We start from the raw sequence: 13,450 nt of genomic DNA, 5'->3' as shown, positions 1-13,450 counted from the left end.
ACCATTTCTCGTCCGGTGGTCCAGGACCGCCGGACCCGTGTCACACCGCCGGCGGCAGCCGCTGCTCGGTCCACACGGTCTTGCCCTCCCGCGCGTGCCGGGTGCCCCAGCGCTCGGTGAGCTGGGCGACGAGGAGGAGACCGCGTCCGCCCTCGTCCGTGGTGCGGGCGCGGCGCAGATGCGGGGAGGTGCTGCTCGGGTCCGTGACCTCGCAGATCAGCCGGTGGTGGTGGATCAGACGCAAGGTCACCGGCCCGCCCGCGTACCGGTAGGCGTTGGTGACCAGTTCGCTGACGATCAGTTCGGTGGTGAACACCAGCTCGTCCAGCCCCCAGACGGCGAGCTGATCCGCCGTCAGCCGCCGCGCCCGAGCCGGGGCGGTCGCCTCCGCGGTCAGCTCCCAGGTCGCGACCAGCCCCGGCGCGAGGGTGTTCGTCCGGGCCAGCAGCAGCGCGACGTCGTCGCTCGGCCGGGCGGGAAGCAGGCTCTCGACGACCCCCTGCGCGGTCTCCTCCAGCGACCGCCCCCGGACGCCCAGCGTCTCGCAGAGCCGGGCGACACCGTCGTCCACGTCGTGGTGCTCGCCGTCGATCAGCCCGTTGGTGTACAGGGCGACGACGCTGCCCTCCGGCAGCGTCGCCTCCCCGGTCTCGAACGGCAGCCCGCCCAGGCCCAGCGGTGGCCCGGCCGGCAGGTCCGGCACCTCGGCCCGCCCGCCAGGGGTGACCAGGACCGGCGGCGGATGCCCGGCCCGCGCCATGCAGAACTGCCGGGACACCGGGTCGTACACGGCGTACAGGCAGGTCGCGCCGACGACCTGCTCGCCCGGGCCGCCCTCGTCGTCCGGTTCCTGCTCGCCCGCCAGCCTGGTGACCAGGTCGTCGAGGTGGGACAGCACCTCGTCCGGCTCCAGGTCCAGATCGGCCAGGGTGTGCACGGCGGTGCGCAGCCGCCCCATGGTGGCCGCCGCGTTGATGCCGTGCCCGACCACGTCCCCCACCACCAGGGCGACCCGGGCGCCCGACAGCGGGATCACGTCGAACCAGTCGCCGCCCACCCCGCTCGCCCCGCCGGCGGGCAGATAGCGGTGGGCGACCACGACCGCCGGGTGCACCGGCAGCTCCCGGGGCATCAGCCGCCGCTGGAGGGCGAGCGCGGTCCGGCGCTGCTGGGTGAAGCGGCGCGCGTTGTCGATGGAGACGGCGGCCCGGGCCGCGAGTTCGCCGGCCAGGGTGAGGTCGTCGTCCTCGAAGGGCTCCGGGGCGCGGGAACGCCACAGGCTCATGAACCCGAGCACCAGGCCCCGGGCGGTCAGCGGCACGACCATCAGCGAGTGCGCCCCCGCCGCGCCGGGCTCCCCGCAGGCCGCCCGCTCCGTCCCCGCCGTCCCCTGGTCCTCGGCGACCGGGCCGGGAGCCTCCTCCGGGGGGACCAGGACGCCCTCCAGCACCGGCCGCCGGGTCGCCAGACAGCGGCCCTGCGGCGAATCCTGAGGGAAGGTGCAGAGCGAACCGACCCGGAGCATCCTCCGCTCCGCGGTCGGCAGCACGCTGTGCAGCGCGGTTCTGCGCACCGCGCCGTCGGCACCGTCCGCGACCGGCTCCTCGCCCCGGCTGACCTGCTCCAGCAGATCCACCGACACGACGTCCGCGAGCCCCGGGACGGCGGCCGCGGCCAGTTCGTCGGCGGTTGTCGCCACATCCAGGGTGGTGCCGATCCGGGCCCCGGCCGCGCTCAGCAGCGCCAGCCGGCGCCGGGCGCGATGGCGGTCGGTGACGTCCTCGACGAGTTCGGCGACCCCCAGGACCCGGCCCGCGGAATCCTCCATCCGGAAGGCCGACACGGCGACGTACCGTTCCTTCGCCGGGGCGGAGAGGAGCCGGCAGGACTGCTCGGTGCCGATCATCGGCTGGCCTGTCCGCAGCACCTCCCGCAGCCGGGACTCGATCGTCTCCGCGTCCGCGTGCACCAGGAAATCGCCGACCCGCAGCCCCCGCGCGGCCTCCGCCCGGATGCCGCCGATATGCGCCACGGCCCGGTTGACCCGCAGGATCCGCAGGTCGGGACCGTGCAGGATGAGACCGATGGGGGAGCGGCGGAACAGGCCGTCGATCACCGACCGGTCGATCTCCCACTGGATGACATCGGCGGCGGGCGCACCCACGATGTACCACTCGACCGTGCCGTCGTCCCTGGTCACCGGTCGGACGCGCATCCCCAGACCGAGCCTGCCGCCGTCCTTGATGAGCACCGGCACGACCCCGAACCAGCCGCCCTGCCGGACGCAGTCCTCCATCGCCTCCCGCACGGTGTGCGCGTCCTCGGGCGCCACCAGCAGCCCGACGACGGACCGCCCCAGCGCTTCGTCGGCGGTGTGCCCCAGCGTCGTCTCGGCCAGGCCGCTCCAGCCGGTGATCCGGCCGTGCGCGTCGAGCACCACGGAGACGGCGCGACCCAGCGAGAAGGGGTCCTCCGGGCTCTCACTGAACAAGGTCACGGATCCGGTCATCGCTTCCATCCTCCGCCGGGTGCCCCGGTGGCGCACGCGGGCGTCCCCGGTGACGCACGCGGGCTGCGCCGGGGCCCGCCACCGGCGCGCCGATGAGTTCCGCGCACCCGGACGGTCCCAGATGGTGACACCCGGCGGCGCGACCACCACCGTGCCGCCGCCGCGCCACACCAGGAGAACGTCATGCCCCGCATCACCCCCAACCTGTGGTTCGACACCCAGGGCAAGGAAGCGGCCGAGTTCTATGTCTCGGTCTTCCCGAACTCCAGGATCACCAACGTCTCGTACTACGGCGAGGCCGGTCCCCGCCCCGCCGGGACGGTGCTCACGGTCGACTTCGTCCTCGACGGCGAACCCTTCACCGCGATCAACGGCGGCCCCGAGTTCACCTTCGACGAGGCCGTCTCCTTCCTCATCGACTGCGCGGACCAGGAGGAGGTGGACCACTACTGGTCGAAGCTGACCGAGGGCGGCGGTAAGGAGGGCCCGTGCGGCTGGGTCAAGGACCGCTACGGGCTCTCCTGGCAGGTCGTCCCCGCCGTGCTCGGCGAACTCCTGGCGGACCCGGACCCGGCCCGCGCCCAGCGGGCGATGGCGGCCATGCTCGGGATGTCCAAGCTGGACGTGGCGGCGCTCCGGGCGGCGGCCGACGCCGGCTGAGCACCCCGGGCGGGCCCGCCGCCCGGGGCCGCGCCCCCGTCCGGGCCGCGCGGAGACCGCCGAACACCGCACGGACGACCTCTTCGCCTACGCGGCCCAACTCGGGCTCCGCCAGGCCCCCGTGGACCGTGAGGTCCCGTTCGCGTACGGCCCACGCCGGCCCCGCGGCCCGGCGCAGGTGGTGGAGCCGTGCGGGGCGATGCTCTCCGCCATGGTGCGCGCCGGGCCCCGGGCCTGAGCCGCCGGCGCGCACAGGGCCGCCGGGCGCACACGGGACGGCCGTCACCCGCGCGGTGCGGGTGACGGCCGTCGGCGCGGGCGCGGCGGCCTCAGCCGCTCCGGGACCACGGTGAGGCGGGATCCTCCCGCAGCGCGTCGTCGGCGCCGGGCTCGGGGTCGTTCGCCGTGTCGATCCGCGTGTGCTGCTGACGGGCGCGGAGGTACTGCTCGACCTCGTGTTTCATCGCGTCGTCCTTGTGCGGGCCGACCCGGTTGCCGCCTTGCTCCATGGAGCACCTCCTCGGTTCGCGTGTGCTCTTGCCCGACCCGTACCCCGTGGGGCCGTCCCGACACGGGTCGGTTCACGCGCCCCGGCCCCCGGGCGGCAGGACGCCGTTCCGGGGGCCGGGAGAAGAGCGGGCGGGCGGCCCGGCGCGGGTCAGGTGCCCTTCGGCACGCCGGTCCGGCCGCTGCGGAAGAGCGCCGTGCCCGCCAGGAGCACCGTGGCCGCCCCGCTGAGCACGGCGGCCGCCTTCGCCCAGGTGACGGTGTCACCGAGGCTGCTGTTCAGCAGGTCGACCGTGCCGGCGCCCGCGAGGGCGTGCAGGGCGATGATGCCGACGGCGAGTCCCGCCGTGGCCGCCCACACGGTCGCCGTGTCCCGCGTCACGAGCCACACCGCGCAGAGCAGGCACAGCAGCAGGACGGCCACCGAGAGCAGCTCCGCGTAACCGCCGGAGCGGAGGGCGGGGAGGTCCGTCGGGAGGTGGATGGCGCCGCAGACGAGCAGCGCCAGCGCGGCGGGCCACCGCAGGACGGAGCGCAGGGCGGGGGAGACGGAATGCCCGCCGGGACCCGCGGCGAGCGCGCTGTTCAGGGCCGACGTGGACCACTGGGTCGCCGCGCGGTGCTCGGCGCGCTCGCGGCGCGAGGGCTTCTTGCGACGGGAGCCGCTGCCGTCCCGGCCGCCGTCGGGCTCGGAGGATTGGGAGGGGGTGCCGCCCGGGGTGCGCCAGTCGCTGCTGTCGCTGCCGAGGATGTTCACCAGCTGGACCACGTCGTCCACCGGCCGGCCCACGGCGGCCGCGCGCAGGGTGGTGTCGGCCTGCTGGACGTCCTCGCCGGAGGCGTTCAGCAGGGCCACCAGGCGCCGGACCTCCTCCAGGGGGCGGCTGACGGCGGCGGCGCGCAGGGCCACGTCCGCGGGGCCGGTCACCTCGCCGGTCCGCTGGAGACGGGCGACCAGGGCCGCGACCTCCTCCAGGGGGCGTTCGGTGGCCGCGGTGCGGAGCACGGTGCGTATGGGCTCGTCGTCGTCCTCGTGGTCCCTGCCCCTGTCCGTGCCCGTGCCCGTGTCCGTGTCCGCACAGGCGGTGGTGTCGGCTTCGGAGTCGGTTTCGGCCTCGGTGCCGACGGGGGGCCGGTCCGGGCCCGGGGCCCCGTCGTGCTCCGGGGAGCCGTCGCCGGCGGGTGTCCCGGGGTCGGCCGGGCCGGTGTCCTCGTCCGCTACGGCGACCGCCACGGGAGTCCGGGCCGGGGCCGCTTCCGGCGCCTCGGGGGTGTCGTGCGCCGTGACCGGCGGGGATGCGGGGCCGGCGAACCCGGGGTCCGGTACCGGGGCGGGGCCGGCGGGCGGTCGGGTGTCGGGGGAGGCCGGGTCTGTGCTGGGGAAAGGGTCGCGGGTCATGGCGCGTGCTCCGTTCGTGGGCCGGCGTGGGGCCGCCCACCGTGTTCGACTCGTGCGCGCCTTCGAGCTGCGCACTTGCTAACCACTAGTGCGCAGTTCGTCGCGTTGCGCCATCCGGGAACCATGCTGCTGGGCCGGGAGGGGGAACCCTCGCCCGGTCGGACGCCGCCCCGGGGCCCGGCAGCGGCGCCCCGGGCACCCGGCCAGGGACGCGTTTGCGCTGGACCGGGCCGTGCGGGGCCGGGCGCGTACGCCGTATCAGATCGCGGCCGGGTCGGACCGGGTACGGATCGCGGCCGGGCCGGGCCGCGTGGGGAACGCGGTCAGGACGCCTCCAAACCGGGCCGCGCCGCCCCCGCACCCGCCCCGGCCGCCCCGATCAGGGCGTGCAGACGATCCGCGGCGGCGCGCCCGAAGGCCGGGCTGTTGATGTGGTCGTCCACCTCGACGAGCCGTACCGCGCTCCCCGCCAGCCCCTCCCGCAACGCCGTGAACAGGGCTTCGTCCGTCTCCGGCGCGTGGTACGGCCCGCCCGGCGCCCCCAGGGTGGACAGCCCCCGCAGCGGCACGCACACCTCGGCCGGGCCGGCGGCGGCCCGCAGTTTGGCCGCGACGCGGCGGCCCAGCTCGGCGCACTCCCCGGCGGTGGTGCGGACCACGCTGATCGACGGGTTGTGCACCCGCACGTCCCGCTCGCGCATCGCGGCCGGGACGGTCTCCGGCGGCCCGAACTTCACCATGTCCAGCGCCCCCAGGCTCACCACCTGGGGTGTTCCGGCCCGCCCGGCCGCCGTCAGCCGGTCGGGGCCGGCGGTGAGGATGCCGCCCGCCAGATCGTCCGCCAGCTCACTGAGCGTCAGGTCCAGAACCCCGGCGAAGAGCCCCTGTCCGGCCAGCGACTCCAGGGTCCGCCCGCCCGCGCCGCTGACATGGAACACGAGGACCTCGTAACCGAGTTCGGCCAGGCGCTCCCGTGCCGCGTCGACGCCCGCCGTGGTGACCCCCGCCATGCTGGTGGCGACCAGGGGCCGCGGTCCGCCCGCGGCGAGGTCGGACGGGCGCAGGGCGCGCCGGGCGGAGGCGAAGCCCTTCGCCATCCCGGCGGCCGCGTCGGCGGCGTTCGCCAGGACGGGCCCGGACACCCTGTTGATCCCGGCGATGTCGACGACGCTGTACATCATGGTGATGTCCGCCGATCCCACGTAGGGGGACACGTCCCCGGCCGCCATCGACGACACCATCAGCTTGGGGACGCCGAGCGGCAGGGCGCGCATCGCGCGGGTGGCGATGGAGGTGCCGCCACTGCCGCCGATCGCGAACACGCAGTCGAGGCGGCCCTGTTCGTAGAGCCCGGTCACGACCTCCGCCGCCCCCCGGGCCATCACCGTCACGGCGGCGCCCCGGTCGCCCGCCGCCCGCAGCGCCTCCGGGTCCGCCCCGGCGGCACGGGCGACCTCCCCGCTCGGCACGTCCGGTGTCGTCCGGGGCGTGCCGTGCGCACCGGTGTCGACGACCAGCACCTCCACCCCGTGCGCGAGCAGCCGCTCGCGCAGCCAGCCGTACTCCTCGCCCTTGGTGTCGAGCGTCCCCACCAGCACAACTGTCGCCATGGGAACCACTGTTCGCGATCTCCGCCTCCTGGGCAAGGGGGGCGTGGGCCCCGTCCGTCCGCCGGCCCGGCCCCGTCCGTCCGCCGGCCCGGCCCCGTCCGCCCGCCGGCCCGCGCGGGAGCCGCTCCGACGCGGCCGGGCGCGTGGAACAGCACGGGCAGGGACGTGGATGCGATGCTCGGACCGACGCACTCGGACGCTGGACGCGCTCGCTCAAGGAGGCATGCCCCCATGTCGGAGAACAGCGGCTGGGCGAATCCCCTGCGGGACCCGCTCGACCGGAGACTGCCCCGTATCGCCGGGCCCTCGGGCCTGGTCATCTTCGGTGTCACGGGCGACCTGTCCCGGAAGAAGCTGATGCCCGCGGTCTACGACCTCGCCAACCGGGGGCTGCTGCCGCCGGGCTTCTCCCTCGTCGGCTTCGCCCGCCGGGAGTGGCAGGACCAGGACTTTGCCCAGGAGGTGCACGACGCCGTCCGGGAGCATGCCCGGACCCCCTTCCGGGAGGAGGTCTGGCGGCAGCTCGCCGAGGGGATGCGCTTCGTTCAGGGCGACTTCGCCGACGACGAGGCCTTCGAGCGGCTGCGGGCCACCGTCCAGGAGCTCGACAAGGAGCAGGGCACCGGCGGGAACTTCGCCTTCTATCTCTCCGTACCGCCGAAGTTCTTCCCCGAGGTCGTCCAGCAGCTCAAGGACCACGGACTGTCCGGCCCGCCCCCCGGCTCCTGGCGGCGCGCGGTCATCGAGAAGCCGTTCGGGCACGACCTCGCCAGCGCCCGCGAACTGAACGCGATCGTGCACCAGGTCTTCGCCCCGGACGAGGTCTTCCGGATCGACCACTACCTGGGCAAGGAGACGGTCCAGAACATCCTGGCGCTGCGGTTCGCCAACACCCTCTTCGAGCCGGTCTGGAACCGGTCCTACGTGGACCACGTGCAGATCACCATGGCCGAGGACATCGGCATCGGCGGCCGGGCCGGCTACTACGACGGCATCGGCGCGGCCCGGGACGTCATCCAGAACCACCTCCTCCAGCTCCTCGCCCTGACCGCCATGGAGGAGCCCTCCTCCTTCGACGCGGACGCCCTGGTCACCGAGAAGCCGAAGGTCCTGGGCGCGGTGCGGCTGCCGGCGGATCTGGGCGGGCACGCGGTGCGGGGGCAGTACACGGCGGGCTGGCAGGGGGGCGAGAAGGTGGTCGGCTACCTCCAGGAGGAGGGCATCGCGCCGGCGTCGGCGACCGACACCTACGCGGCGGTGAAGCTGGGGATCGACAACCGCCGCTGGGCGGGCGTCCCCTTCTACCTGCGGACCGGCAAGCGGCTCGGGCGCCGGGTGACGGAGATCGCGGTGGTCTTCCAGCGCGCCCCGCACTCGCCGTTCGACTCCACCGCCACCGCGGAACTGGGCCAGAACGCGCTGGTCATCCGCGTCCAGCCGGACGAGGGCGTGACCATGCGCTTCGGCTCCAAGGTGCCCGGCACCTCGATGGAACTGCGCGATGTCACCATGGACTTCGCCTACGGGGAGTCGTTCACGGAGTCCAGCCCCGAGGCGTACGAGCGCCTGATCCTCGATGTCCTCCTCGGTGACGCGAACCTCTTCCCGCGCACCGAGGAGGTCGAGGAGTCCTGGAGGATCCTGGACCCCGTGGAGGAGTACTGGGCCGGCCACGGCAGGCCCGCGCAGTACCCGGCGGGCACCTGGGGCCCGGCGGAAGCGGACGAGATGCTCGCACGAGACGGACGGAGCTGGCGCAGGCCATGAAGATCGACCTCACGGACACCACGGCCGGAAAGATCAACAAGGCCCTTGTGCGCGGCCGGCGCGAGATCGGCACCCCGGCCGTCGGCATGGTGCTCACCCTCGTCATCGTCACCGACGAGGAGCACGCCTACGACGCCATCAAGGCCGCCGGGGACGCCTCCCGCGAGCACCCGTCGCGCACCCTGGTGGTCATCAAGCGCCACGCCCGCTCGCCGCGCGACCGCCACGACACCCGGCTCGACGCCGAGGTCCGCGTCGGCAGCGACGCCGGGGCGGGGGAGACCGTCCTGCTGCGGCTGCACGGCGAACTCGCCGACCGGGCGGACTCCGTGGTGCTGCCGCTGCTGCTGCCGGACGCCCCGGTGGTGGTCTGGTGGCCCGTCGACGCCCCGCCGGTCCCGGCCGCCGACCCGCTGGGCGCGCTCGCCCAGCGCCGGATCACCGACGCCTACGCGGTGGAGGACCCGCTGCGCGAACTGGCCGCCCGCGCCGAGGGGTACCAGCCGGGCGACACCGACCTCGCCTGGACCCGGCTCACCCCGTGGCGGTCCATGCTGGCGGCCGCGCTCGACCAGGCGCGGGCCGAGGTGCTGTCCGCCGTGGTGGAGAGCGAGGCGGACAACCCCAGCGCCGAACTCCTCGCCCGCTGGTTCTCCGACCGGCTGCGGGTGCCCGTCGAACAGGTCGTCACCGCCGGGCCCGTGGTCACCGCGGTCCGGCTGCGCACCGCGGACGGGGAGATCCACATCGACCGGCCGGAGGGGCCCGTCGCCCGTCTCGCCATCCCGGGGCAGCCCAACCGGGTCCTCGCGCTCAAGGTGCGCTCCACGGCGGAGCTGATCGCGGAGGAACTGCGCCGGCTCGACCCGGACGAGGCGTACGCGGCCGCGCTGCACGCCGGGATCCTCCCCCCGCCGCCGGGCGCGGAACTGGCCGAGGGCCCGTGACGGCAGCGCCGCAAAGGCGTACACGCTCCGCCACCGGGCGCTGACACGGAGAGAATTCAGGGGTGCGGCACCGATGCCGCACCCCTGAATGTGTGAAGGGCCTGTGAGGTGCCGTCCGGTATTCCTCCCCTGCCGTGGATCTGCACACTCGCTTCCCACGCGGCACACCGCCTCCCCATTCCCCGAACGGCATTGGCCCAGGCCATTCCGACTCTGTGTCGGAATGTCCCGTTCCGCTACGGTGTCCAGGGTGGGCGGGCCGTGGCGGCCCGGGCGATCCCGTGAAGAACATGGCACTTATTGATGCAGGGGTGTGCACGAGGCGGCAATAAACTCCCGTTTCCACCGCCCGGGAGGGGAATTCGGGCGTCATTGCGATTGGGCCGTCAACGGGCCTCCGTGCTTTGATCCTTCACACCGCGGGATTCACCGACGGGTTCCCGGATCCGGGAATCTCCCCACCCCGCTGGGCGGCCGGCGCGCTTCATCTCGCGTGCCCGGACGCCGTATTTCGCAACAGCCATCCGAAGGGAAGCTTCACATGAACTTCGTCCCCACCCAGGAGATCTCCGACAGCGAGCTGGACAACGTGGCCGGCGGCCTGCAGAGCGCCGTGGTCGGCAACGCGACCGCCGCTCTCGACAGCATCGCCCCGGTCTCCGGCACGGTCGGCGCCGTGACCGGTGTGGTCGAGGGCGCCACGGGCATCAACACCGCGGCCATCACCGGCCCGGTCACCGGTCTCGTCGCCGGTCTGTAGGACCTCCCGGCACGCCGGCCCGCTCTGCCGGCACCCGCGGACCGTGCGCCCCGGAACCAGCCAGGCTCCGGGGCGCACGGCCGCTCCCGCTCCCTCCCGCTCCCTCCCGCTCCGTCCCCGCGACACCCCACCGAGCCGTTCCCCCGTCCCCCGGCCGCCCAGGGAAGAGTTCGTGCAGTTCCGCCAACAGGCCCTCGCCAAGCTGCAGTCACCGGAGGAACTCGACCTTCCGGTGCGCTACGCCCGCCCGCAGGGCCTGCTCGTCCTCGCCGTCACCCTCGCCGTGATGGCCGCGGCCGCCGTCTGGGCGGTCACCGGGACCGTCGCCTCCACCGTGGCCGCCCCCGGCGTCCTCACTCACGGCCAGGGCAGCTACGTCCTGCAGAGCCCGGTCGCCGGACAGGTCACCAAGGTCCTCGCCGAGGAGGGCGGACGCGTCCGCGCGGGCGCCCCGGTGGTCGAGGTGCGCACCGCCGAGGGCACCGCCGTGGTGCGCGCCATCGCCGCCGGCCGCCTCACCGCCCTGGTCGCCACCATCGGCTCCGTCCTCACCACCGGCAGCGACGTCGCCGCCGTGGAACGCGTCGAGCGTCCCGGCGACCCGCTGATGGCCGTGCTCTACGTCCCCGCCGACAACGCCGCCGGGATGTCCCCGGGCACGCGGGTCGATCTCACCGTCCAGTCGGTGCCCGCCCAGCGGTACGGCGTGCTGCGCGGCACCGTGAAACACGTCGGCGGGGCCCAGACCCGGCAGCGGATCGCCGCCTTCCTCGGCAGCAGCCAGCTCGGCGAGCAGTTCTCCCGCGACGGCCGGCCCGTCGCCGTACTGGTCTCCCTGCGCCGCGACACCGCCACCGCGTCCGGGTACGACTGGTCCGCCGGCGGCCCGCCGCGCACCCCCGCCTCCATGACCCCCGTGAGCGGCTCCGTCCGCCTCGCCGCCCAGCACCCGATCGATTGGCTGCTGCCGTGACCCCGACCCCAACCCCGCCACCGGCCGGCGACACCGCCCCCGCCCCCGCCCCCGCCCCCGCGCCACGCCGCGCCGCTGCCCCCGGCCGTCGCCGGGCCCGCCCCGCCCCGGCCACGCGCGGCGGGCGGGGCACCCGCCGGGCCGCGCCGAAGGGCCGTGCGCCCCGGCCCCGGGCCGTCCGCACTCCCACCGTCCTCCAGATGGAGGCCGTCGAGTGCGGCGCCGCCGCCCTCGCCATGGTCCTCGCGCACCACGGCCGCCACGTCCCCCTGGAGGAACTGCGCATCGCCTGCGGCGTCTCCCGCGACGGGTCGCGCGCGAGCAACATCCTCAAGGCCGCGCGGAGCTACGGCATGACCGCCAAGGGCATGCAGATGGAGGCCACCGCCCTGGCCCAGCTGCCCGCCCCGGCCATCCTGTTCTGGGAGTTCAACCACTACGTCGTCTACGACGGCCCGGGCCGCCGGCTCGGCCGCCGGGGCGTGTACGTCAACGACCCCGACAAGGGCCGCCGCTTCGTCACCGAGGAGGACTTCGGCACCAGCTTCACCGGCGTCGTCCTCGTACTGGAACCCGACCGGGCCTTCAGCCGCGGCGGGCGCAGACCCGGCGTCCTGCGCGCGGTCCCCGCCCGGCTGCGCGGCACCACCGGCACCCTGCTCGCCGCTCTGCTGGCCAGCCTGCTGCTGGTCGCCGCGGGCGCCGCCGTCCCCGCCCTCAGCCGCACCTACATCGACATGTTCCTGATCGGGGGACAGACCTCGCTGCTGGGGCCCCTGTTCGCCTCCCTCGCCGCCCTGGTCGTGCTCACGGCCGTGCTCACCGCCCTCCAGCAGGCGAACCTGCTGCGCGGCCGCATCATCTCCTCCACCCTCGGCAGCGCCCGCTTCCTCGGCCATCTGCTGCGTCTGCCCGTCACCTTCTTCACCCAGCGCAGCCCCGCCGACCTGGTACAGCGCCTCCAGTCCAACGACGCCGTCGCCGAGACCCTGGCCCGCGACCTCGCCGCGGCCGCCGTGGACGGCGTGGTCGTCGTCCTCTACGCGGCCCTGCTGTGGAGCTACGACCCCCAGCTGACCGTCGTCGGCGTCGGCATCGCCCTCCTGAACATCGTCGCCCTGCGCGTCGTCATCCGGCTGCGCGCCACCCACACCCAGAAACTGCGCGCCGACAGCGCCCGGCTCACCAACACCTCCTACACCGGTCTCCAGCTGATCGAGACCATGAAGGCGACCGGCGCGGAGGACGGCTGGTTCCGCCGCTGGGCCGGACAGCACGCCACCACCCTGGAGGTCCAGCAGCGCCTGGGCGTACCGAGCGCGGCCCTCGGCGTCGTCGCCCCCGCTCTCGCGACCCTCAACAGCGCCTGCATCCTGTGGATCGGCGGACTGCGCGCCGTCGAGGGACACATCTCCATCGGCCTGCTCGTCGCCTTCCAGGCCCTGGTCGCCCGCTTCACCGCCCCCATCACCCGGCTGAACGGCGTCGCCGGACGCATCCAGGACTTCGCCGCCGACGTGGCCCGCCTCAAGGACGTCGAGAACTTCCCCGCCGACCCCCTCTACACCCGCGACGCCCCCGACCCGGGCTCCCGCCGGCTCAAGGGCCATGTGGAACTGACCGGCATCACCTTCGGCTACAGCCCCCTCGACGCGCCCCTGCTGCGCGGCTTCTCGCTCTCGGTCGGGCCCGGCCGCCAGGTCGCCCTGGTCGGCGGGTCCGGCAGCGGCAAGTCCACGGTCTCGCGGCTGGTCTCCGGCCTCTACCGGCCCTGGGAGGGCACCATCCGCATCGACGGCGAACGGCTGGAGGACCTCTCGCGCAGCGCCCTGGCCGCCTCGGTCTCCTTCGTCGACCAGGACGTCTTCCTCTTCGAGGGGACCGTGCGGGACAACGTGGCCCTGTGGGACCCCTCGATCACCGACGAGGCCGTCACCGCCGCCCTGCGGGACGCCGCCGTACTCGACGTCGTCCTGCGCCGCCCCGACGGCATCCACGGCCGGGTCGAACAGGACGGCCGCAACTTCTCCGGCGGGCAGCGCCAGCGCCTGGAGATCGCCCGCGCCCTGGCCCGCCGCCCGAGCGTGCTCGTCCTCGACGAGGTCACCAGCGCCCTGGACGCCGAGACCGAGCGCGTCGTCATCGACAACATCCGCCGCCGGGGCTGCGCCTGCGTGGTGATCGCACACCGGCTGAGCACCGTGCGCGACAGCGACGAGATCCTGGTCCTGGACCACGGACAGGTCGTCGAGCGCGGCCGCCACGAGGAACTGGTCGCCGCCGGGGGCGCCTACGCCGGACTGGTCCGGGAGCGCTGA

10 protein-coding genes are annotated in these 13,450 nt (G+C 74.7%); 6 read left to right on the top strand and 4 right to left on the bottom strand.

The annotated features are described in order from the left end of the window. Nucleotides 1-40 precede the first annotated feature (40 nt). Nucleotides 41-2,509 (bottom strand): SpoIIE family protein phosphatase, encoded by a 2,469-nt coding sequence (locus C593_RS0121690; RefSeq protein ID WP_026277935.1) that lies wholly within the window; start codon nt 2,507-2,509, stop codon nt 41-43. Nucleotides 2,510-2,692: 183 nt separating this feature from the next. Between C593_RS0121690 and C593_RS0121685 the strand changes: the two genes are divergently transcribed. Further along, entirely contained in the window at nt 2,693-3,169 is a 477-nt protein-coding gene (locus tag C593_RS0121685) for a VOC family protein (protein ID WP_018849416.1), read from the top strand. A gap of 329 nt (nt 3,170-3,498) precedes the next feature. Here C593_RS0121685 and C593_RS0121680 read toward each other — a convergent pair whose 3' ends face one another. The 3 genes from C593_RS0121680 to C593_RS0121670 form a co-directional block, all read right to left on the bottom strand. After that, the gene (locus C593_RS0121680; RefSeq protein WP_018849415.1) at nt 3,499-3,678 is read right to left on the bottom strand and encodes a hypothetical protein; all 180 of its coding nucleotides are present in this window, start codon (nt 3,676-3,678) and stop codon (nt 3,499-3,501) included. Between the two features lie 149 nt (nt 3,679-3,827). Next, nucleotides 3,828-5,075 carry a hypothetical protein gene (locus tag C593_RS0121675; protein ID WP_486591166.1) on the bottom strand — a complete coding sequence of 416 codons (1,248 nt, stop codon included), beginning with the start codon at nt 5,073-5,075 and terminating at the stop codon, nt 3,828-3,830. A 323-nt stretch (nt 5,076-5,398) separates the two neighbouring features. Beyond that, complete coding sequence (locus C593_RS0121670) at nt 5,399-6,685, bottom strand: Tm-1-like ATP-binding domain-containing protein (RefSeq protein ID WP_026277933.1); 1,287 nt, start codon at nt 6,683-6,685, stop codon at nt 5,399-5,401. A 231-nt stretch (nt 6,686-6,916) separates the two neighbouring features. On the opposite strand from C593_RS0121670, the gene zwf reads away from it, so the two are divergent. The 5 genes from zwf to C593_RS0121645 all read left to right on the top strand — a co-directional run bounded on the left by zwf (nt 6,917) and on the right by C593_RS0121645 (nt 13,450). Beyond that, nucleotides 6,917-8,452, top strand: coding sequence for a glucose-6-phosphate dehydrogenase (gene zwf / locus C593_RS0121665; RefSeq protein ID WP_018849413.1), 1,536 nt, complete (start codon nt 6,917-6,919; stop codon nt 8,450-8,452). After that, on the top strand, nt 8,449-9,399 hold the full coding sequence (gene opcA, locus C593_RS0121660; RefSeq protein WP_018849412.1) for a glucose-6-phosphate dehydrogenase assembly protein OpcA: 951 nt from the start codon (nt 8,449-8,451) through the stop codon (nt 9,397-9,399). The genes zwf and opcA overlap by 4 nt, the downstream gene beginning before the upstream one ends. 541 nt (nt 9,400-9,940) lie before the next feature. Beyond that, the gene (locus tag C593_RS0121655) at nt 9,941-10,159 is read left to right on the top strand and encodes a hypothetical protein (protein ID WP_018849411.1); all 219 of its coding nucleotides are present in this window, start codon (nt 9,941-9,943) and stop codon (nt 10,157-10,159) included. A 172-nt stretch (nt 10,160-10,331) separates the two neighbouring features. Then, nucleotides 10,332-11,132, top strand: coding sequence for an HlyD family efflux transporter periplasmic adaptor subunit (locus C593_RS0121650; RefSeq protein WP_018849410.1), 801 nt, complete (start codon nt 10,332-10,334; stop codon nt 11,130-11,132). Then, nucleotides 11,129-13,450, top strand: a complete 2,322-nt coding sequence (locus tag C593_RS0121645) for an NHLP family bacteriocin export ABC transporter peptidase/permease/ATPase subunit (RefSeq protein WP_078521760.1) — start codon at nt 11,129-11,131, stop codon at nt 13,448-13,450. The genes C593_RS0121650 and C593_RS0121645 overlap by 4 nt, the downstream gene beginning before the upstream one ends.

The organism is Streptomyces sp. CNT372 (assembly GCF_000377145.1).
Note: the sequence above shows the minus strand (reverse complement) of the source record. Positions and strands in the feature narration are given on the sequence as shown.

What these genes read in the sequence shown, in the direction of transcription:
- C593_RS0121690 (WP_026277935.1), bottom strand. Translation starts at nt 2,509, where the DNA reads ATGACCGGATCCGTGACCTTGTTCAGTGAGAGCCCGGAGGACCCCTTC.
- C593_RS0121685 (WP_018849416.1), top strand. Translation starts at nt 2,693, where the DNA reads ATGCCCCGCATCACCCCCAACCTGTGGTTCGACACCCAGGGCAAGGAA.
- C593_RS0121680 (WP_018849415.1), bottom strand. Translation starts at nt 3,678, where the DNA reads ATGGAGCAAGGCGGCAACCGGGTCGGCCCGCACAAGGACGACGCGATG.
- C593_RS0121675 (WP_486591166.1), bottom strand. Translation starts at nt 5,075, where the DNA reads ATGACCCGCGACCCTTTCCCCAGCACAGACCCGGCCTCCCCCGACACC.
- C593_RS0121670 (WP_026277933.1), bottom strand. Translation starts at nt 6,685, where the DNA reads ATGGCGACAGTTGTGCTGGTGGGGACGCTCGACACCAAGGGCGAGGAG.
- zwf (WP_018849413.1), top strand. Translation starts at nt 6,917, where the DNA reads ATGTCGGAGAACAGCGGCTGGGCGAATCCCCTGCGGGACCCGCTCGAC.
- opcA (WP_018849412.1), top strand. Translation starts at nt 8,449, where the DNA reads ATGAAGATCGACCTCACGGACACCACGGCCGGAAAGATCAACAAGGCC.
- C593_RS0121655 (WP_018849411.1), top strand. Translation starts at nt 9,941, where the DNA reads ATGAACTTCGTCCCCACCCAGGAGATCTCCGACAGCGAGCTGGACAAC.